Genomic DNA, 20,466 nt, shown 5'->3' with positions numbered 1-20,466 from the left:
AAGCCACCGGACGGACGGTCGTCACGACGGAAACCACCGGACTGCGGGCGGTCGTCCCGGCGGAAGCCACCACCCTGCGGGCGGTCGTCACGACGCTCGTCGCGACGGAAACCGGACGGACGGTCATCACGGCGGAAGCCACCGGACTGCGGGCGGTCATCGCGGCGGAAGCCACCACCCTGGGGGCGGTCGTCGCGGCGGAAGCCACCGGACGGACGGTCGTCACGACGGAAACCACCGGACTGCGGGCGGTCGTCCCGGCGGAAGCCACCACCCTGCGGGCGGTCGTCACGACGGTCATCGCGACGGAAACCACCGGAGGGGCGGTCGTCGCGGCGGAAACCGCCACCGGAGCGGTCGTCACGACGGTCGTCGCGGCGGAAGCCACCCTGCGGGCGGTCGTCGCGGTCGCGGCGGTCGAAGTTGCCACGGTCGTCACGGCGCTCGTACGCGGGCGCGGACTGCGCCGGCACGGCGGCGGCAGCGGCGGCCTCCTCGGCCTGGATCTCCGTGGCGATCGCCTCGGCGGCGGCGGCCACGGCGGCCTCCGGGTCCTCGCCACGCTCGCGGGCGGCGCGCGCCAGCAGGCGGTCGGCCTCCTCGCGGAGCTCGGTGGCGCGGCGCTGCACCTTCTCCAGCTGGCGGTTCAGCTCCTGCACGTCACGCTCGGCCTGCTTGGCGGCGTTGGACGCCGACTCGGCCTGCACCTCGGTGAGGGAACGCGCGCCGGTGATCTTGGCGACGTCCTCGTCGAAGGCGCCGGCACCGCTGACGAGGTGGCGCGAGGCGTCGACGCCCGCGTCCTCCATCAGGCGGAAGATCTGCTTGCGCTGGTGCGGCAGGGCCAGGGAGACGACCGTGCCGGACTTGCCCGCGCGGGCCGTACGGCCGGAGCGGTGCAGGTAGTCCTTGTGGTCACCGGCCGGGTCGACGTTCAGGACCAGGTCGATGCCGTCGACGTGGATGCCGCGCGCGGCGACGTCGGTGGCGACGAGGACGTTGACGTAACCGCCCTTGAAGTCCTCCAGGACGCGGGTACGGGCGCCCTGGGTCATGCCGCCGTGCAGCGCGTCGGCCTTCACACCGGCGTCGAGCAGCTGCTCGGCGACGCGGTCGGCGCCCAGCTGGGTGCGGACGAAGATGATGGTGCGGCCCTTGCGGGCGGCGATGGCGGCCGTGACCGGCGCCTTGTCCTTCGGCTTCACGACGAGGACGTGGTGGGTCATGGTGGTGACCGCGCCCTGGGCGGCGTCGACCTCGTGCGTGACCGGCTTCACCAGGTAGCGCTTGACGAGGGTGTCGATCTCGTTCTCCAGGGTGGCGGAGAACAGCAGGCGCTGGCCGCCGGCCGGGACCTGGTCGAGGATCTCGGTGACCTCGGGCAGGAAGCCCATGTCGGCCATCTGGTCGGCCTCGTCGAGGACGGTGACCTCGACCTTGTCGAGGGTGGCGGCACCGCGGTTGAGGATGTCGCGCAGTCGGCCCGGGGTGGCGACGAGGATGTCGACACCGCGCTCCAGGGCGTAGATCTGGTTGCCCATGGACGTACCGCCGCAGACGACCTTCATCTTCAGGCCGAGGACGTCGCCGTACGGCTGGAGGGCGTCGGCGACCTGCATCGCGAGCTCGCGGGTCGGGGTGAGGATCAGGCCGCGGGGGCGCTTCTTCTCGGTGTGGCCACCGGCCAGGGTGGACAGCAGCGGCAGACCGAAGGAGAGGGTCTTGCCGGAGCCCGTACGGCCACGGCCGAGGATGTCCTTGCCGGCCAGGGCGTCCGGGATGGTCGCGGCCTGGATCGGGAACGGGGTGGTGACACCGTTCTGCGCCAGCTTGCGGACGATCGCGTCGTCCAGACCGAGGTCACCGAAGGTGACCGTCGGCTCGGCGGGCTCGGCGACGACGGCCTCGGCGGCGTCCACGGCGTCGGGGGTCTCGTTGACCTCGACGGCCTCGACGGCCTCGGTGACGATCTCGTCGCCCGCGGGCATGACGGTCTGCTCAGTGGAAATAGACATGCGAAATGCGAAACCTTCCGGAGTTTCGGCACGCGCCCAAGCTCCGTGTCGGCTTCACAAATGACCGCCTCGATGCGGTCAGCCACGGCAAGGTTAAGGAACGCGCCACACGGCGCGCTTCTGCGAGGCGCCGGGCAAATGGGATCAAACGATCTACCACCATACGCACCCTCCACCCATGAGCGCAAGCCGACCCCTGAATGGCCTAGGCCACAGGCCCGGCCTGCGGCCCCGGCTGGGGCGCGGGCGGGCTGCTGGAGGCGGGCGACTGGGAGGCCGGCGGCTGCGGTGCCGGGCTGCTCGGCGGCGCCGGGGGCGCCTGGGAGGGCGCGGGCGGCTTACCGGGCGCCGGCACGGTGCCGGGCCCCGTACCCGGCGGCTTCGGCTTGGCGTCCGGCTTTCCCGGCTTCCCGGCACCCGGCGACGCCTCGGCCGGCCCGCCCGAGGGCGGCGCCGAGGACGCGGCGGACGCGCCCTTCGCCGCCGGGCTGCCGCTCGCACCCCGCGCCGCCTTCGCGTCCGGCCGGCCGGGGCGCCCGCCCGGCAGCCGTACGCCGCCGTCCGGCTCCGGCCCGGCCTCGCGCCGCTTGTCCGCGCCCGACGAGGGAGCCGGCCGCCCCGGGTCGCTCACGCTCATGCACCCCCCGAGGGTCAGGGCCGCGACGGCCACGGCCGCGATCCTGGTGACGGCTGCGTGAGCTGAGGTGGGGCACATGAAGGGGACCGCCTTCGGATCGCTTGGGACAGGCGACCTGCCCAACTGGCCCCGCACCGCGCAGGACACGCGCGGCGCACGGCCACCCGCCGCCGGGACGCCCGTACCGGGCCCACCGGACGCGAAGCGCCCCCTGGGGCATCCCCCGTCTCACCCGTAACCGAGCGCGTGCAGCCTCTCGTCGTCGATGCCGAAGTGATGGGCGACTTCGTGAACGACCGTCACCTCGGTCTCCTGGACGGCCTCTTCCCGGGACGCGCACATCCGCAGCGTCGGCCCCCGGTAGATCGTGATCCGGTCCGGCAGCACGCCCGCGTACCACTCGCCGCGCTCGGTCAGCGGCGTCCCCTCGTACAGACCGAGCAGCTCCGGGTCGTCCGTCGGGGGCTCGTCCTCCACGAATACCGCGACGTTGTCCATCAGCCGCGTCAGCTCCGGCGGGATCCGGTCCAGGGCCTCGGCGACCAGTTCCTCGAACTCCTCGCGCGTCATCTCCAGCACGCTCGCCATTGTCCGGCACGCACGCGCCGTACGCCCTACCTCGGCGGGCCCTTCCGGCGATCTTCCGCGCCCGCCGGCCGGGGCCGCGCGGGCGCCGCGCCGGGCCCCAGGGAAACCGTTTTGGCGATACCTCCTCGCATCCCATATGCTTCTCACGTCCCCGAGGCGCTGCGAAGCGCCCAGGTGGGCCATTCAGCCCTCATCGTCTAGTGGCCCAGGACGCCGCCCTTTCAAGGCGGTAGCACGGGTTCGAATCCCGTTGGGGGCACGCTGTACCGTGTGCGAGACTAGTGCTCGCACATAGCAAGGTCCTGTGGAGCAGTTTGGAGTGCTCGCCACCCTGTCAAGGTGGAGGCCGCGGGTTCAAATCCCGTCAGGACCGCTGTGATCACCCCCGGGTGATCATGTGGCTGGGTAGCTCAGTTGGTACGAGCGTCCGCCTGAAAAGCGGAAGGTCGCCGGTTCGACCCCGGCCCCAGCCACAGCAGACGTAAGGCCCCGATCCTCTTGGATCGGGGCCTTACGCGTATCCCCTGCAGGCCGTCCTAGCCGGTGAGCGTCCCCGTGACCCGCCCGCCCGGATGGCGGTGCCGCCAGATGAGGAAGACCGCCGTGGACAGCACCGCCCAGCCGGCGAGCACCAGGAACGGGAAGGCGTGCTGGTGGCCGCCGAAGTAGACGGCGGTGTGCTGCGCGTTCACGGAGGCGCCCGGCGGCAGCCAGCGCCCGATGTGGCCGAGCAGCGAGGGCAGCATCTGCCAGGACACCGCGCCGCCGGAGGACGGGTTGCCCAGCAGCACCATCAGTCCCCAGGTGGGGATCATGGCCCACCGGCCGAGGAGGGTGTTGAACATCGTGAAGACCATGCCGGACGTGAACATCGTCAGCGAGAGGATCATCCAGGACTCGGCGAACGGCAGCTCCAGCGCGCCCAGCCCCCAGTCCACCACCGCGGCGATCGAGAAGCCCCCGAGCAGCGCGTAGCCGACCGTGAAGGCGATGCGCTCGGCGGGATTGAGCCGGCCGGCGTGGACGCTGAGCTGAATGGCGCCGAGGAAGCCGATGATGACGGCGGCCAGCGAGATGTAGAAGAGGGCGAGCCCGCGGGGATCACCGCGCTGGAGGGGCTTGATGTCCTTGACCGTGACCGGCACACCGACCTGCTTTCCCACCACCGGCCCGGCCTCGGCGATCACCTGTGCCACGGAGGCCCCGGCCGCGCCCACCACCTCCAGATCCACACCGGTCAGCCGGCCCCCGTCGCCGCGCTCCCGCACCACGGCGAAGACCCGCTGGTCGTCGACGTCCTCGCGGGCCTGTGCGTAGGAGTCGTAGGGGCGCAGTTCGAGTGAGGCGTTGAGGGCCTTCTCCATGCCCTCGGTGAAGGCCACGCCACGCGGGTCGCCGCGCGCCGCGCCGACGAGGGCGGAGGGGATGTGGTGCGGGGTGGGGTCGGCCATGGCGTAGGTGTACGAGCCGGCGAAGAGCCCGGCGGCGGCCGAGACGATGAGCAGCAGCACGGTCGCCGGCAGGAAGGGCGACGCCTTGAAGGCCGCCCAGCGCCCCGGCCGCCGTGTGACGCTGTCGTTCCGGCCCGGAAATTCCCGCCGATCATCAGACATACCGACAACCTAAAACACCCATCCGGGACAAACCCCTCCGGGCGCGGACGACAATTCATTCGTCAGTCTTTTCCGCGGGGTGAGATCCTGGGATCCGTATGTCCAGTCAGCCTGCCCCCGCCCTGCCCGCCCTCCTGGAGCGGCTCCCCGAGCTCATGCTGCGCGATCAGCAGCGGCTGGGCCGCCGACTCGACGGTGCGCGCCGCATCCGTAAGCCCGAGGCCCGTACGGCCGTCCTGGCCGAGATCGCGTCCGACGTCGACGCCGCCGAACTGCGCGTCGTCGCGCGGCGCGCCGCCGTGCCCGCGATCACCTACCCCGAACAGCTGCCGGTCAGCCAGAAGAAGGACGAGATCCTCGCGGCGATCCGCGACCACCAGGTGGTGATCGTCGCGGGTGAGACCGGCTCCGGCAAGACCACCCAGATCCCCAAGATCTGCCTGGAGCTCGGCCGCGGGGTCAAGGGCCTCATCGGCCACACCCAGCCGCGCCGGATCGCCGCCCGCACGGTCGCCGAGCGGGTCGCCGAGGAGCTGCGCTCGCCGCTCGGCGAGGCGGTCGGCTGGAAGGTCCGCTTCACCGACCAGGTGGGCGGCGACACGCTCGTCAAGCTGATGACGGACGGCATCCTGCTCGCCGAGCTCCAGACGGACCGCGAGCTGCGCCAGTACGACACGATCATCATCGACGAGGCCCACGAGCGCAGCCTCAACATCGACTTCATCCTCGGCTATCTGGCCCAGCTGCTGCCCCGCCGGCCCGACCTCAAGGTCGTGATCACCTCCGCGACGATCGACCCGGAGCGCTTCTCCCGCCACTTCGGCGACGCGCCCATCGTCGAGGTCAGCGGGCGTACGTATCCGGTGGAGGTCCGCTACCGGCCGCTGCTGGAGGACGACTCCGAGGAGTCCGACCGCGACCAGGTCACCGCGATCTGCGACGCCGTGGACGAGCTCCAGCGGGAGGGCGACGGCGACATACTCGTCTTCCTCTCCGGCGAGCGGGAGATCCGCGACACCGCGGACGCGCTGGAGAAGAAGCTGACCCGCGCCGGGGGCGCCGTCGCGCACAGCACCGAGATCCTTCCGCTGTACGCGCGGCTGTCGCACGCCGAGCAGCACCGCGTCTTCCAGCGGCACACGGGCCGCCGCATCGTCCTCGCGACGAACGTCGCGGAGACCTCTCTGACCGTGCCGGGCATCCGTTATGTGATCGACCCCGGTTTCGCCCGGATCTCCCGCTACAGCCACCGCACCAAGGTGCAGCGGCTGCCGATCGAGCCCGTGTCGCAGGCGAGCGCCAATCAGCGCAAGGGCCGCTGCGGTCGTACGAGCGACGGCATCTGCGTCCGGCTGTATTCGGAGGACGACTTCCTCTCCCGGCCGGAATTCACGGACGCGGAGATCCTGCGGACGAACCTGGCCTCGGTCATCCTCCAGATGACGGCCGCCGGCCTGGGCGACATCGAGAAGTTCCCCTTCATCGACCCGCCGGACCGCCGGAACATCAAGGACGGCGTCGATCTGCTGCACGAGCTGGGCGCCATCGACCCCCAGCAGAAGGATCCGAAGAAGCGGCTCACCCCGCTGGGCCGGAAGCTCTCGCAGCTGCCGGTGGACCCGCGGCTGGCCCGTATGGTCCTGGAGGCCGACCGCAACGGCTGTGTCCGCGAGGTCATGGTGATCGCGGCCGCCCTCTCCATCCAGGATCCGCGCGAGCGGCCCTCGGAGAAGCAGGCGCAGGCCGATCAGCAGCACGCCCGGTTCAAGGACGAGACGAGCGACTTCCTCGCCTTCCTGAACATGTGGCGCTATGTGCGGGAGCAGCAGAAGGCGCTGTCCTCGTCGGCGTTCCGGCGGATGTGCAAGTCGGAGTTCCTGAATTACCTGCGCATACGCGAGTGGCAGGACATCTACTCCCAGCTGCGTACGGTCGCCAAGCAGATGGGCGTCCAGCTCTCGGAGCAGGACGCGCCCGAGGACCGGGTGCACCAGTCGCTGCTGGCCGGTCTTCTCTCGCACATCGGTCTCAAGGACACGGAGAAGAACGAATATCTGGGGGCTCGCAGCGCGAAATTCGCGATCTTCCCGGGCTCCGCGCTCTTCAAGAAGCAGCCGCGCTGGATCATGTCGGCGGAGCTGGTGGAGACCTCCCGGCTGTGGGCGCGCGTCAACGCCAAGGTCGAACCGGAATGGGTCGAGCCGCTCGCCGAGCACCTGGTGAAGCGCAATTACAGCGAACCGCACTGGGAGCAGAAGCAGGCGGCCGTGATGGCGTACGAGCGGGTGACGCTGTACGGCGTGCCGATCGTGGCCCAGCGGAAGGTCAATTACGGGCGGATCGACCCGGAGACCAGCCGGGAGCTGTTCATCCGCAACGCCCTCGTCGAGGGCGACTGGCGTACGCACCACCAGTTCTTCCTCGACAACCGCAAGCTGCTGGGCGAGGTGGAGGAGCTGGAGCACCGCGCCCGCCGCCGCGACATCCTGGTGGACGACGAGACGCTTTTCGACTTCTACGACCAGCGGCTGCCGGAGCATGTGGTCTCCGGTGCGCACTTCGACTCCTGGTGGAAGCACAAGCGGCGTGAAGAGCCGGAGCTGCTCAATTTCGAGCACTCCATGCTCATCAACGAGAACGCCGGGGCCGTCACCAAGGACGACTATCCGGACTCCTGGCGCCAGGGCCGGCTGAAGTTCAAGGTGACCTATCAGTTCGAGCCCGGGGCGGACGCGGACGGTGTGACCGTCCACATCCCGCTCCAGGTGCTCAACCAGGTCACGTCCGAGGGCTTCGACTGGCAGATCCCGGGTCTGCGCGAGGACCTGGTGACCGAGCTGATCCGCTCGCTGCCCAAGCCGATCCGCCGGAACTACGTCCCCGCGCCGAACTACGCCAAGGCGTTCCTCGACCGGGCCGTGCCGCTGCAGGAGCCGCTGGCCACGACGCTGACGCGGGAGCTGCAGCGGATGGTGGGCGTGCGGATGGAGCCGGAGGACTTCGACTTCGGCAAGGTCCCCGACCACCTGAAGATCACCTTCCGGATCATCGACGAGCGCAAGCGGAAGATCGCCGAGGACAAGGACCTGGAGGCGCTGCGGCTGCGGCTGAAGCCGAAGACGCAGGCCGCGATCACCAAGGCCTTCGAGCGGGCCACGGAGGCCGCGGCCGGGGGCGAGGGCCTCCGCGGGCCCGAGCAGCGCTCCGGGCTCACCCAGTGGACCATCGGGACGCTTCCGCGCACCTTCGAGACCCGCCGGGCGGGCCAGCCGGTCAAGGCGTACCCGGCGCTGGTGGACGAGGGCGCCTCGGTGGCGGTGCGGCTCTTCGACACCGAGGCGGAGCAGCGCGAGGCCATGTGGCGGGGCACCCGTCGCCTCATCCTGCTCAACCTCCCCTCCAATCCGGCGAAATTCGCCCAGGACAAGCTCAGCAACCAGCAGAAGCTCGCCCTGTCGGCCAACCCGCACGGGTCCATCCCGGCGCTCTTCGAGGACTGCGTCTCCGGCGCGGCCGACAAGCTGATCGCGGCCCGCGGCGGCCCGGCCTGGGACGAGGAGTCCTTCCGCAAGCTCTTCGACTCCGTACGGGCCGACATCGTCGACGCGACGCTGGACACGATCCGCAGGGTGCAGGAGGTGCTGGCCGCCTGGCAGGCGTGCCAGCGCCGGCTCAAGGCCACCACGTCCCTGGCGCTCGTTCCGTCCCTGACGGACATCAAGGAGCAGCTGGCCGAGCTGATCCGGCCCGGGTTCGTGACCGCCCACGGCGTGCGCCGGCTGCCGGACCTGCTGCGCTATCTGGTGGCCGTCGACCGCAGGCTCACCCAGCTGCCCGCCAACGCCGAGCGCGACCGCACCCGGATGGCGAAGGTCAAGGAGATGCGGGACGAGTACGCCTGGCTGCTGGAGCAGTTCCCCAAGGGGCGTCCCGTGCCGCAGGAGGCCCTGGACGTCCGCTGGATGATCGAGGAGCTGAGGGTCAGCTACTTCGCACATGCTCTCGGCACGGCCCACCCGGTCTCGGACAAGCGGATCGTGAAGGCCATCGATCAGCTGGCGCCCTAGCCGTACGGAAAGAGCCGCGGGAGGGACGCCGGGACCGGCCCGGGACCCCTCCCGCGGCCACCCGCCGGGATCGGGTTCGACCGCACCCCCTGACCTGCTGTAGAGTCTTGTTTCGCAGCCCGCGAGAGCGGAAAGCGAAGCAAGGTCCTGTGGAGCAGTTTGGAGTGCTCGCCACCCTGTCAAGGTGGAGGCCGCGGGTTCAAATCCCGTCAGGACCGCATTGATTGAAGGCCCGGATCCCTTTCGAGGGATCCGGGCCTTCTCGCGTTCGACCTTGACTGGGACACGTGCCAGGGGTACCCAGACAGTGGGAGGTGCTGCGCTCCATGACGACGACCACCCGGACCGACCCGAAGCGGACCGAGAACATCCGGCACGAGACGAGGGCGCTGCTGCGCGCCCATCTGTCGGCCGCCTCGGGGTATCGCCACCTGACCCGGCACTGCGCTGTGTGCCACCGGCTCCTGCGGCTCGCGCAAGAGGCGCCCGGGAACCCCATAGCCGCCCCCAGGGCGGCCCAGGACGAAGGTCCCCTCGCCGGGTGACCAACGGCAGGCGTTCCGGCGGCAGTCGGCCGTCAGACTGGAGGTGGCCCCGGGCGTATCACCGCGCACGCACGGCGGGTACGGAAGTCGCCGCTCCCCATTACCGTAGCGACACGGTGAGTGACAAGCACGTCGCGCTGTGACGGGAGTCACCGAAAGAGTTTCCAGGGTGAGGGAACTTACCCCCTGCCTACAACAGGTCAATTTAATATGTGCAATTGCACTCCACCCGAAAGGCGCCGACGCGCCACTCGCGCCACTCCGCCGGTACGCCCGGGGAGTGATCGGCGCGGCCGCGGGAAAGCGTCGCACGAAGCGGCCGGGCATAAAAAGATCGCGCTGGACCCGGCGGAGTCCAGCGCGATCGACGACTCGCCCAAGTCGGTGGGCATGGGACCTGTTGGGGCAGGCACCGGTCGCTTTGCAGCAGGTGGAGCTATGTAGCTGATGAAGCCCGTGGGGCTTCACATGGGCGTCGGACCGGGTTGGGGGCCCCGGAAAACGCCCGGCTGTGCGTCAGGCTGTTGTTCAGGCCTCGCTGCGCTGCTGCGGAATGCCCGCCAGCAGGGCGCGGACCTCCGCTTCGCGGTAACGGCGGTGCCCTCCGAGCGTGCGGATGGACGTGAGCTTGCCAGCCTTGGCCCAGCGGGTGACCGTCTTCGGGTCCACGCGGAACATCGTGGCAACCTCAGCCGGGGTCAGCAGCGGCTCGGCATCAGGGGTGCGAGCGGTCATGAGCGGCCTCCTCGGGAGAACCGGACTTGGAGTCGGTTCTTTCCTCTAAATTCTGCACCTTGACCCACGTTGCCCGAAATGGCGGACGCGGGCCGAGTCGGTTATAGGACGAACGGCTTGTCCTCGGCACTACAACTACACCATCCGTCCAGCCACGTCGGCCAAACCGATGGAATTGCCCTCTCAGGTGTTCAACCTCGACGGAAGCCGATGGACCATGCCATAGCGGACAGTCACGCCACCGTGACGATCAGTCACAGCGGGATCAGGGGTCACCAGACCCGTCAAGGAGTGCAATACCGATCTATCCGCCCTTACTTGGACGGAAGGAGTCCTTCCCGGACTCCTTGTCCTATTTTGCCACGAGGCTGGGCGATGGGCGCAAGACCTAACGTAAGTGCGTTAGGTCACGGTTGCGGCAATGGCCCGGATCGGGACCTAGGTCCTGCCGCACTCGTCCCAGAGGCCCCGGCAATCTCTCAAACCCCGGTATGGGACTTCAGTTCGCATACTGACGGTTCCGTACGGCGCTCCAACGCTCCGTCAGCCGCTCGTACGCCTCACCCGCCCGCACGCCGTCCCCCTCGCGCAGCGCCGCCAGCCCCTCCGCCGTGTCGCCCGCGGAGTGATCCTCGGCGAGGTCCGCCTCGGGCACCATGTGCACCAGGCCGCCGTAGTCCAGCTCCACCAGGGAGCGCGGATGGAATTCCTCCAGCCAGCGCCCCACGTCGACCAGGCCGTCGATCAGCGGCCCCTCGTCGATCGCGTCCTTGAGGGTGCGCAGCCCCCGCGCCACCCGCCGCCGCGCCTCCACCATCGGGGTCCGGTAGCGCAGCACGAGCTTCTCCTCACCGGTGCCCTCGCCCTTGCCGTACTCGCGCTCCTCGTCGGAGAAGAGGACGAACCAGCGCAGCGGCACCTGCCAGGTCGCCGTGCGGATCCAGGGCCGGGCGTCGGGGTTGCGCTCCAGCCAGTGCTCGTAGTCCGCCTCCGCCTGGCGGCGCACCACCGGCGGCAGCGCGGCGTCCAGGACCGGCGCCGGCAGGCTCTCGGCCAGCTCCTCCAGGGCGAGCCAGCCCCGCAGCCGGGTCCGCCAGGGGCAGACGCACAGCACGCCGTCGAGGAGCGTCACGAAGGCGTCGCCGCTCTCGTGCACCGGCACCGGCACCGGCGGGGTGGGCAGCAGGTCCGCGAGCGAGCGGCGGAGCTCCTCCTGGACACCGGGGAGGGTCTCGCGGCGGGCGTAGCGCTCCCAGTGGCTGCGTTCGGGTTCCGGGAATGCGCCCAGAGGTTCGTAGACCCGCAGATATGCCGCGTACGGGACAGTCACCGAAGACGCCGACCCCACACTCGCTCCCTCAAGCCGGAGAACCTGCCGGGGAGTTGCCGATCCCTCCCCGTACTGCCCAGATCGTCCCATGGCGTCGCACCTCGGGAGAGTGATCCTCGGCACGGGACCGATCGACCGGGCCGGCAGGTCTTACCCTCGTCCCAACCGGCCCTCCACCACCCCCGGAGGGCGAACTCCGCGACATATGGAGTCACCACAGTGACTGACGTACGTCCCACCGATGAAGCTGACGGCGTGCTGCACACCTTGTTCCGGTCCGACCAGGGCGGCCACGAGCAGGTCGTGCTCTGCCAGGACCGGGAGAGCGGCCTCAAGGCCGTGATCGCCATCCACTCCACCGCCCTGGGCCCGGCCCTCGGCGGCACGCGCTTCTATCCGTACGCCTCGCACGAGGCGGCGGTCCTGGACGCGCTCAACCTCTCCCGCGGCATGTCCTACAAGAACGCCCTGGCGGGCCTCGATCACGGCGGCGGAAAGGCCGTGATCATAGGCAATCCCGATGAGATCAAGTCCGAGCAACTGCTGCTCGCCTATGGCCGGTTCGTCGCCTCTCTCGGCGGCCGCTATGTCACCGCGTGCGATGTCGGCACGTACGTGCGGGACATGGACGTCGTCGCCCGCGAGAACCGCTGGACCACCGGCCGCTCCCCCGAGAACGGCGGCGCGGGCGACTCCTCCGTGCTCACCGCCTTCGGCGTCTTCCAGGGCATGCGCGCCGCCGCGGCGACGCAGTGGGGCGAGCCGACGCTGCGCGGCCGCCGGGTCGGCGTCGCGGGGGTCGGGAAGGTCGGCCACCACCTGGTCGAGCACCTGATCGAGGACGGTGCCGAGGTCGTGATCACGGACGTCCGGGCCGAGGCCGTCGAGCGGATCATCGCCCGCCACCCCGCGGTGACCGCCGTGACCGACGCCGCCGTGCTCGTCCGCACCCCGCTGGACGTCTACGCCCCGTGCGCCCTCGGCGGCGCGCTGGACGACGAGACCGTGGCCGCCCTGACCGCCACCGTGGTCTGCGGCGCGGCGAACAACCAGCTCGCCCACCCGGGCGTCGAGAAGGACCTCGCCGACCGCGGGATCCTCTACGCCCCGGACTATGTGGTGAACGCCGGCGGTGTCATCCAGGTCGCCGACGAACTCCACGGTTTCGACTTCGACCGCGCCAAGGCCAAGGCGACCAAGATTTACGACACGACCTTGGCCATATTCGATCGCGCCAAGGCGGACGGCATTCCGCCGGCCGCGGCGGCCGACCGGCTCGCCGAGCAGCGCATGGCGGAGGCCCGCACGGCCGCCGCGACCGCGGGCCACTGACCCGACCGGTCGGTAACGGCCCGCAGCGGGACCGGCGCGTACGGGCGGTGACCCGGTCGTACGCTCGGTACCCGCACAGCGGTCTCTACAGACCCGCCGAGGAGAGCGCAAGGGAGAGATCCCTCACCCGCTCCTCGGCGGGTCGGCGCACAAGACACGTTAAAATCGCAGCTGACCAGCGAGGACGGGGCTCCCCGCGGGTTGTGCTCCGTGGCACGTCATGCGGGCGACGTACCGTATGGGCGCGGAAGCAGGTACCGTTGAAGCCCTACAGGCCGGATCCTCCCCGAGGGTCCGCTCTGACTCATGAACGTGAACGCGTGTCAAGACTCTGGGGCCGTCGAGCCCCGTCACTGAGGGGGTCGAGCCATGGGGCGCGGCCGGGCCAAGGCCAAGCAGACAAAGGTCGCCCGCCAGCTGAAGTACAACAGCGGCGGGACCGATCTCTCACGTCTGGCCAATGAGCTGGGCGCATCGCCGACGAAGCAGCCGCTGCCAAGCGAGCCGCTCGAAAAGGACGATGAGCTGGACGACGATCCGTACGCTCAGTACGCAGATCGTTACAACGATGAGGACGAGGACGAGCAAGCGCCCGACCACTCCTCGACATATCGTCGCCGCGCTTGACGCTGTAACTCCCACTGACCCGGTCCAGGGATCCACCCCGGACCGGGTTCTGTGCTGCCCGGAACGGCTCAGCCGGCGTGGTAGTCACCGGTGAGCGTCACTGCCTCGGTGTGGTCGCCGCGCTCGGTGATCTCACCCGCGACCCAGGAGTCCACTCCCCGGTCGGCGAAGGTGGCCAGCGCCACGTCCACGGATTCCTGCGGTACGACCGCGATCATGCCGACGCCCATGTTCAGCGTCTTCTCCAGCTCCAGCCGCTCGACGCCGCCCAGCTCGCCGACGAGGTCGAAGACCGCGCCCGGCGTCCAGGTCGACCGGTCGACGGTCGCGTGCAGCCCGGCCGGGATGACCCTGCCGAGGTTGTTGGCGAGCCCGCCACCGGTGATGTGCGAGAAGGCGTGCACCTCTGCCGTACGGGTGAGCGCCAGGCAGTCGAGCGAGTAGATCTTGGTGGGCTCCAGCAGCTCCTCGCCGAGGGTCCGGCCGAACTCCGGAACGTCCCGGTCCAGCTCCCAGCCGGCCCGGTCGAAGAGCACATGGCGGACCAGTGAGTACCCGTTCGAGTGAAGTCCGGACGAGGCCATCGCGATGACCGCGTCACCCGTACGGATGCGATCGGCGCCCAGCACCCGGTCGGCCTCGACGACGCCCGTGCCGGCACCGGCCACGTCGAAGTCGTCGGCGGCCAGCAGGCCGGGGTGCTCGGCGGTCTCGCCGCCGACCAGCGCGCAGCCGGCGAGGACACAGCCCTCGGCGATGCCCTTGACGATCGCGGCGACCCGCTCGGGGTAGACCTTGCCGACGCAGATGTAGTCGGTCATGAACAGCGGCTCGGCGCCGCAGACGACCAGATCGTCGACGACCATGCCGACGAGGTCGTGGCCGATGGTGTCGTAGACGCCCATCCGCCGGGCGATGTCGACCTTCGTGCCGACGCCGTCCGTGGCGGAGGCGAGCAGCGGGCGCTCGTACCGCTTCAGCGCACTGGCGTCGAAGAGCCCGGCGAAGCCGCCGAGGCCGCCGACGACCTCCGGGCGGGTGGCCTTCTTCACCCACTCCTTCATGAGCTCTACGGCGCGGTCGCCCGCTTCGATGTCGACGCCCGCGCTTGCGTAGCTGGCACCAGTGGTCTCAGACATCAGTTTGAGATCTTTCGTGTCGTTCGGTACTACGGGGGCGTTACGGGCGACGGAGCGCGTCGGCGGCGTCCGTGCCACCGGCCAGCTCGGTCTCCAGAAGCTGCTTGCCCAGCAGCTCGGGGTCGGGCAGCGGCATGGGGTACTCGCCGTCGAAGCACGCACGGCAGAGATTCGGCTTGGCGATGGTGGTCGCCTCGATCATGCCGTCCAGGGAGATGTACGCGAGGGAGTCCGCGCCCAGCGACTTGCCGATCTCCTCGACGGTCATACCGTTGGCGATCAGCTCGGCGCGGGTGGCGAAGTCGATGCCGAAGAAGCACGGCCACTTCACCGGCGGGGACGAGATCCGCACGTGGACCTCGGCGGCCCCGGCCTCGCGCAGCATCCGCACCAGCGCGCGCTGGGTGTTGCCGCGCACGATGGAGTCGTCGACGACGACCAGGCGCTTGCCCTGGATGACGTCCTTGAGCGGATTGAGCTTGAGCCGGATGCCGAGCTGGCGGATGGTCTGGCTCGGCTGGATGAAGGTCCGGCCGACGTAGGAGTTCTTCACCAGGCCGGTGCCGTACGGAATGCCGCTGGCCTCGGCGTAACCGACGGCGGCCGGCGTGCCGGACTCCGGGGTCGGTATCACCAGGTCGGCCTCGACCGGGGCCTCGGCGGCGAGCTTGCGGCCCATCTCCACCCGGGAGAGGTAGACGTTGCGGCCCGCGATGTCGGTGTCGGGGCGAGCCAGATAGACGTACTCGAAGACGCAGCCCTTGGGCCTGGCCTCGGCGAAGCGGGAGGTCCGCAGGCCGTTCTCGTCGATGGCGATGAGCTCACCGGGCTCGACCTCGCGGACGAAGGCGGCGCCGCAGATGTCGAGGGCGGCGGTCTCGGAGGCCACCACCCAGCCGCGCTCCAGCCGGCCCAGGACCAGCGGACGGATGCCCTGCGGGTCGCGGGCGGCGTACAGCGTGCCCTCGTCCATGAAGACGAGGGAGAAGGCGCCCTGGACCTTCGGGAGGACCTTGGTGGCCGCTTCCTCGATGGTCAGCGGCTTGCCGTCGGCGTCCGTCTGCCCTGCGAGCAGGGCGGTGACCAGGTCGGTGTCATTGGTCGCCGCGACCTGGGTGGCCCGGCCGTTCTCCCTGGGGAGGGCGGCGACCATCTCGGCCAGCTCGGCGGTGTTGACCAGATTGCCGTTGTGACCCAGCGCGATCGAGCCGTTGGCGGTCGCGCGGAAGGTCGGCTGCGCGTTCTCCCACACCGAGGCTCCGGTGGTGGAGTAGCGGGCGTGACCGACCGCGATATGGCCCTGGAGGGAGCCGAGGGAGGTTTCGTCGAAGACTTGGGAGACCAGTCCCATGTCCTTGAAGACGAGGATCTGGGAGCCGTTGCTCACTGCGATGCCCGCGGACTCCTGTCCACGGTGCTGCAGGGCATACAACCCGAAATAGGTGAGCTTGGCGACCTCTTCGCCCGGAGCCCAGACACCGAAGACGCCGCAAGCGTCCTGGGGGCCCTTTTCGCCGGGGAGCAGGTCGTGGTTGAGTCGTCCATCACCACGAGGCACACCTTGAGTCTATGGCAGGGACGAGGTTCATCCGAACCGGGGACGGCCGGGAATTCCTCACACCACGCTCAGCCACTCGACGCGTACAGCGCATCACCGTTCACTCATATGAGCAGCGCGGATTACTCGTCCGTAGCACTGCGAAATGCTCATCCGAGCAGGGGTAGATGGGCTGAGATGTCCGCGCGCTCGCCACTGGCGGAAATGCTCGCCGCGTCCAGCGCCGTGGCCCATTCCAGACGCCCGGCGGCCAGGCGGCACCAGGTCAGCGGGTCGGTCTCGACCACATTGGGCGGGGTGCCGCGGGTGTGCTTGGGGCCCTCGACGCACTGGACGACGGCGAAGGGCGGTACGCGGACCTCGACCGAGCCGCCGGGGGCCTTGGTGGCGAGCGCGTCGGCGAGCACCCGGGTGCAGGTGGCGAGGGCATGCCGGTCGAAGGGGATCTCGATGCCCAGCGCGGCCGCCAGATCGTCGGTGTGCACGACGAGTTCGACGCAGCGGGTGACCAGCAGGTCGTCCACGCTGATCGCCCCGACCCGGGCCGCGAGCAGCCGGTCGCCGGGGGCCGGCACGGCGATCTCGGTGAAGCGCTCCACGACCTGGCCGTAGAGCTCGGCGAGGTCGGACCGCGCAGCGAGGTCGTGGGTGAGCTCATCGATCCGCCCGGCGAGGGGCGCGGTCGCGAACGGCCATTCGGCGACGGTGAGTTCCCGCCGTTCGGGGGCGGGCTGCCGCAGGGTGTAGCTCACGTGGTCGATGACGAGCGCGATGTGCGCGATCAGCTCGCGCACCGTCCAGTCACCGAGCCGGGTCGGCTGGGCCAACTGCCCCTCGGACAGCCCGTCGACGACCGCGCGGACGTTCTGGAACTGCGCGAGGACGGCGGCGCGGGTCTTGGCGGGGTCGTATGTTCGCGCACGCTTGCGCTGGGCGGGAGCCATGGGCCGACCCTAGCCGTACGGGCCCGACTTCGGACCCGTACGGCGTCGAGCTTTTCAGGCGAGCAGGGCCGGGATCGTGGCCTCGTGCGCCTCGCGCAGTTCCGCCAGCGGGATGCTGAAGTGGCCCTGGATGTCGATCGCTTCGCCGTCCACGACACCGATGCGGGTCGCGGGCAGGCCGCGCGCGCCGCACATGTCGCTGAAGCGCAGCTCCTCGCTGCGCGGCACGGCGACAACCGCGCGGCCCGCGGACTCGGAGAAGAGCAGGACGAACGGGTCCAGGCCGTCGGGGACGACGATCCGGGCGCCGTTGCCGCCGCGCAGGCACGACTCCGCGAGGGCCTGGATCAGGCCGCCGTCGGACAGGTCGTGCGCCGCGTCGATCATGCCGTCGCGCGAGGCGGCGATCAGGATCTCGGCGAGCAGCTTCTCGCGCCCCAGGTCCACGGCCGGCGGCAGGCCGCCGAGGTGGTCGTGGACCACCTGCGACCAGGCCGAACCGCCCAGCTCCTCCTTGGTGTCACCCAGCAGGTAGAGCAGCTGGCCCTCGTCGGAGAAGGCGATCGGCGTGCGGCGGTTGACGTCGTCGATGACGCCGAGGACCGCGACCACCGGGGTGGGGTGGATGGCGGTCTCGCCGGTCTGGTTGTAGAGCGAGACGTTGCCGCCGGTGACCGGGGTGCCCAGCTCCAGGCAGCCGTCCGCCAGGCCGCGGGTGGCCTCGGCGAACTGCCACATCACGGCCGGGTCCTCGGGCGAACCGAAGTTCAGGCAGTTGGAGATGGCCAGCGGGCGGGCGCCGGAGGCGGCCACGTTGCGGTACGACTCCGCGAGCGCGAGCTGCGCGCCGGTGTACGGGTCGAGCTTGGCGTAGCGGCCGTTGCCGTCCGTGGCGATCGCGACGCCGAGGTTGGTGTCCTCGTCGACGCGGACCATGCCGGAGTCCTCCGGCTGCGCGAGGACGGTGTTGCCCTGCACGAACCGGTCGTACTGGTCGGTGATCCAGGACTTGGACGCCTGGTTCGGGGAGGAGATCACCTTCAGGACCTGCGCGCGCAGCTCCTCGGCCGTGGCCGGGCGGGCCAGCTTCGCCGCGTCGTCCGCCTGGAGGGCGTCCTGCCACTCGGGGCGGGCGTACGGGCGCTCGTAGACCGGGCCCTCGTGCGCGACCGTGCGCGGCGGGACGTCCACGATCTGCTCGCCGTGCCAGAAGATCTCCAGCCGCTCGCCGTCCGTCACCTCACCGATGACGGTGGCGATGACGTCCCACTTCTCGCAGATCTCCATGAAGCGGTCGACCTTGTCGGGCTCGACGACCGCGCACATGCGTTCCTGCGACTCGCTCATGAGGATCTCCTCGGGCGAGAGGGAGGAGTCGCGCAGCGGCACGGTGTCGAGCTCGACGCGCATGCCGCCGGAGCCGGCGCTCGCCAGCTCGCTGGTGGCGCAGGACAGGCCGGCGCCGCCGAGGTCCTGGATGCCGTCGACGAGGTTCTCGCGGAAGATCTCCAGGGTGCACTCGATGAGGAGCTTCTCCTGGAAGGGGTCGCCGACCTGGACGGCGGGGCGCTTCGCCGACTTCGAGTCGTCGAACGTCTCGGAGGCCAGGACGGAGACACCACCGATGCCGTCGCCGCCGGTGCGGGCGCCGTAGAGGATGACCTTGTTGCCGGCGCCGGACGCCTTCGCGAGGTGGATGTCCTCGTGCTTCATCACACCGACGCACAGGGCGTTGACCAGCGGGTTGCCCTGGTAGCAGGCGTCGAAGACGACCTCGCCGCCGATGTTGGGCAGGCCCAGGCAGTTGCCGTAGCCGCCGATGCCCGCGACGACGCCCGGCAGGACGCGCTTGGTGTCGGGGTGGTCGGCGGCGCCGAAGCGCAGCGGGTCCATCACGGCGACCGGGCGGGCGCCCATGGCCAGGATGTCGCGGACGATGCCGCCGATGCCGGTGGCCGCGCCCTGGTAGGGCTCGATGTAGGACGGGTGGTTGTGCGACTCGACCTTGAAGGTGACCGCGTAGCCCTGGCCGACGTCGACGACGCCGGCGTTCTCGCCGATGCCGACGAGCATGGCGTCGTTCTCGGGGACCTTCTCGCCGAACTGCCGCAGGTGGACCTTGCTGCTCTTGTACGAGCAGTGCTCGGACCACATCACGCTGTACATGGCCAGCTCGGCGCCGGTGGGGCGGCGGCCGAGGATCTCGCGGATGCGCGCGTACTCGTCCGGCTTGAGGCCGAGCTCCGCCCAGGGCTGGGTGGCGTCGGGCGTCTCGCCGGCGTGCTTGACGGTGTCGAGGCTCATGAGGCGCTGACCAGCTTCTTGAGGATCGAGGTGAAGAACCCGAGGCCATCGGTGCGGCCGGTGCCGACCAGCGGCTCCACGGCGTGCTCGGGGTGCGGCATGAGGCCCACGACGTTGCCGGCGGCGTTGGTGATGCCGGCGATGTCGCGGAGCGAGCCGTTGGGGTTGCCGTCCAGGTAGCGGAACGCGACCCGGCCCTCGGCCTCCAGCTCGTCGAGGGTGTGCTCGTCGGCCACGTAGCGGCCGTCGATGTTCTTCAGCGGGATGGAGATCTCCTGTCCCGCCTCGTAGTCGGACGTCCAGGTGGTGTCCGCGTTCTCCACCCGCAGCTTCTGCTCGCGGCAGATGAAGTGCAGGTGGTTGTTGCGGAGCATCGCGCCGGGCAGCAGGTGGGTCTCGGTGAGCACCTGGAAGCCGTTGCAGATACCGAGGACGGGCAGACCTTCGCGGGCGCCCTCGATGACCTTCTCCATGACGGGCGAGAAGCGGGAAATGGCACCCGCCCGCAGATAGTCGCCATAGGAGAAGCCGCCGGGCAGGACCACGGCGTCGACCTGCTGGAGGTCTTTGTCGCGATGCCACAGCGATACGGGTTCGAGTCCGGCGATTCGGACGGCCCGCTGGGTGTCGCGGTCGTCCAGTGTGCCGGGGAAGGTGATGACTCCTACACGAACGGTCACGGGGCTTCTCCGTCGACCTTCACAGTGAAGTCTTCGATCACGGTGTTGGCGAGAAACGTTTCCGCCATCTCATGGATGCGGGCGAGGGCGGCGGCGTCTACCGGGCCCTCCACCTCGAGTTCAAAGCGCTTGCCCTGACGGACGTCGGCGATCCCCTCGAAACCAAGGCGGGGCAGCGCGCGCTGCACCGCCTGCCCCTGCGGGTCGAGGATCTCCGGCTTGAGCATGACGTCGACTACGACGCGTGCCACTGGCACTCCCGGTGGTGTGGTGCGTGAGCTGAAGCGGTGAAGCCAGCGTACAGTCCCAAAAAATCTACGCGCATAGATATGGGAATCTACGCGCATAGATA

16 protein-coding genes and 4 tRNA genes are annotated in these 20,466 nt (G+C 69.9%); 8 read left to right on the top strand and 12 right to left on the bottom strand.

Going from position 1 to position 20,466, the window contains the following annotated elements; translation table 11 throughout:
* From ACZ303_RS03420 to ACZ303_RS03410, 3 genes are all read right to left on the bottom strand, one after another.
* Positions 1-2,015 (bottom strand): DEAD/DEAH box helicase (locus ACZ303_RS03420; RefSeq protein WP_467334538.1); only part of this gene is annotated, 2,015 nt, incomplete at its 3' end.
* A 205-nt stretch (positions 2,016-2,220) separates the two neighbouring features.
* Complete coding sequence (locus ACZ303_RS03415; protein ID WP_467334537.1) at positions 2,221-2,652, bottom strand: hypothetical protein; 432 nt, start codon at positions 2,650-2,652, stop codon at positions 2,221-2,223.
* A gap of 228 nt (positions 2,653-2,880) precedes the next feature.
* Positions 2,881-3,231 carry a metallopeptidase family protein gene (locus tag ACZ303_RS03410; protein WP_467334535.1) on the bottom strand — a complete coding sequence of 117 codons (351 nt, stop codon included), beginning with the start codon at positions 3,229-3,231 and terminating at the stop codon, positions 2,881-2,883.
* A gap of 195 nt (positions 3,232-3,426) precedes the next feature.
* Here ACZ303_RS03410 and ACZ303_RS03405 point away from each other — a divergent pair.
* The 3 genes from ACZ303_RS03405 to ACZ303_RS03395 all read left to right on the top strand — a co-directional run bounded on the left by ACZ303_RS03405 (position 3,427) and on the right by ACZ303_RS03395 (position 3,713).
* Positions 3,427-3,499 (top strand) — tRNA-Glu (locus tag ACZ303_RS03405).
* Between the two features lie 39 nt (positions 3,500-3,538).
* Positions 3,539-3,613: transfer RNA gene (locus tag ACZ303_RS03400), tRNA-Asp, on the top strand.
* A gap of 26 nt (positions 3,614-3,639) precedes the next feature.
* Positions 3,640-3,713 (top strand) — tRNA-Phe (locus tag ACZ303_RS03395).
* Between the two features lie 63 nt (positions 3,714-3,776).
* Here ACZ303_RS03395 and ACZ303_RS03390 read toward each other — a convergent pair.
* A complete protein-coding gene (locus tag ACZ303_RS03390) occupies positions 3,777-4,853 on the bottom strand; it encodes an ABC-2 transporter permease (RefSeq protein ID WP_467334533.1) in 1,077 nt (358 codons plus the stop codon).
* Between the two features lie 98 nt (positions 4,854-4,951).
* On the opposite strand from ACZ303_RS03390, the gene hrpA reads away from it, so the two are divergent.
* The 3 genes from hrpA to ACZ303_RS03375 all read left to right on the top strand — a co-directional run bounded on the left by hrpA (position 4,952) and on the right by ACZ303_RS03375 (position 9,465).
* A complete protein-coding gene (gene hrpA, locus ACZ303_RS03385; protein ID WP_467334532.1) occupies positions 4,952-8,920 on the top strand; it encodes an ATP-dependent RNA helicase HrpA in 3,969 nt (1,322 codons plus the stop codon).
* Between the two features lie 143 nt (positions 8,921-9,063).
* A tRNA-Asp gene (locus tag ACZ303_RS03380) sits at positions 9,064-9,138 on the top strand.
* 108 nt (positions 9,139-9,246) lie between these two features.
* A complete protein-coding gene (locus ACZ303_RS03375) occupies positions 9,247-9,465 on the top strand; it encodes a DUF6274 family protein (RefSeq protein ID WP_467334530.1) in 219 nt (72 codons plus the stop codon).
* Between the two features lie 528 nt (positions 9,466-9,993).
* On the opposite strand, the gene bldC is transcribed toward ACZ303_RS03375, so the two are convergent.
* A complete protein-coding gene (gene bldC / locus ACZ303_RS03370) occupies positions 9,994-10,200 on the bottom strand; it encodes a developmental transcriptional regulator BldC (protein WP_003949541.1) in 207 nt (68 codons plus the stop codon).
* 499 nt (positions 10,201-10,699) lie between these two features.
* Entirely contained in the window at positions 10,700-11,548 is an 849-nt protein-coding gene (locus ACZ303_RS03365) for a DUF8083 family protein (RefSeq protein ID WP_467334528.1), read from the bottom strand.
* Positions 11,549-11,749: 201 nt separating this feature from the next.
* Here ACZ303_RS03365 and ACZ303_RS03360 point away from each other — a divergent pair, with 201 nt between their 5' ends.
* Both ACZ303_RS03360 and ACZ303_RS03355 read left to right on the top strand, forming a co-directional pair.
* Positions 11,750-12,862, top strand: coding sequence for a Leu/Phe/Val dehydrogenase (locus ACZ303_RS03360; protein WP_467334526.1), 1,113 nt, complete (start codon positions 11,750-11,752; stop codon positions 12,860-12,862).
* Positions 12,863-13,231: 369 nt separating this feature from the next.
* Entirely contained in the window at positions 13,232-13,489 is a 258-nt protein-coding gene (locus ACZ303_RS03355; RefSeq protein WP_467334524.1) for a DUF3073 domain-containing protein, read from the top strand.
* Positions 13,490-13,557: 68 nt separating this feature from the next.
* On the opposite strand, the gene purM is transcribed toward ACZ303_RS03355, so the two are convergent.
* The 6 genes from purM to purS all read right to left on the bottom strand — a co-directional run bounded on the left by purM (position 13,558) and on the right by purS (position 20,365).
* A complete protein-coding gene (purM, locus tag ACZ303_RS03350; RefSeq protein WP_467334522.1) occupies positions 13,558-14,628 on the bottom strand; it encodes a phosphoribosylformylglycinamidine cyclo-ligase in 1,071 nt (356 codons plus the stop codon).
* 40 nt (positions 14,629-14,668) lie between these two features.
* Entirely contained in the window at positions 14,669-16,186 is a 1,518-nt protein-coding gene (gene purF / locus ACZ303_RS03345; RefSeq protein WP_467334521.1) for an amidophosphoribosyltransferase, read from the bottom strand.
* A 149-nt stretch (positions 16,187-16,335) separates the two neighbouring features.
* Positions 16,336-17,130, bottom strand: a complete 795-nt coding sequence (locus tag ACZ303_RS03340) for a maleylpyruvate isomerase family mycothiol-dependent enzyme (RefSeq protein WP_467334519.1) — start codon at positions 17,128-17,130, stop codon at positions 16,336-16,338.
* 54 nt (positions 17,131-17,184) lie between these two features.
* Entirely contained in the window at positions 17,185-19,434 is a 2,250-nt protein-coding gene (gene purL / locus ACZ303_RS03335; RefSeq protein ID WP_467334517.1) for a phosphoribosylformylglycinamidine synthase subunit PurL, read from the bottom strand.
* A complete protein-coding gene (gene purQ, locus ACZ303_RS03330) occupies positions 19,431-20,114 on the bottom strand; it encodes a phosphoribosylformylglycinamidine synthase subunit PurQ (protein WP_467334516.1) in 684 nt (227 codons plus the stop codon). Before purQ ends, purL begins: the two co-directional genes overlap by 4 nt.
* Positions 20,111-20,365, bottom strand: a complete 255-nt coding sequence (gene purS / locus ACZ303_RS03325) for a phosphoribosylformylglycinamidine synthase subunit PurS (protein WP_467334515.1) — start codon at positions 20,363-20,365, stop codon at positions 20,111-20,113. Before purS ends, purQ begins: the two co-directional genes overlap by 4 nt.
* Between the last annotated feature and the right edge of the window lie 101 nt (positions 20,366-20,466).

The sequence above is a fragment of the Streptomyces sp. NPDC023527 genome (genome assembly GCF_055560115.1).
Note: the sequence above shows the minus strand (reverse complement) of the source record. Positions and strands in the feature narration are given on the sequence as shown.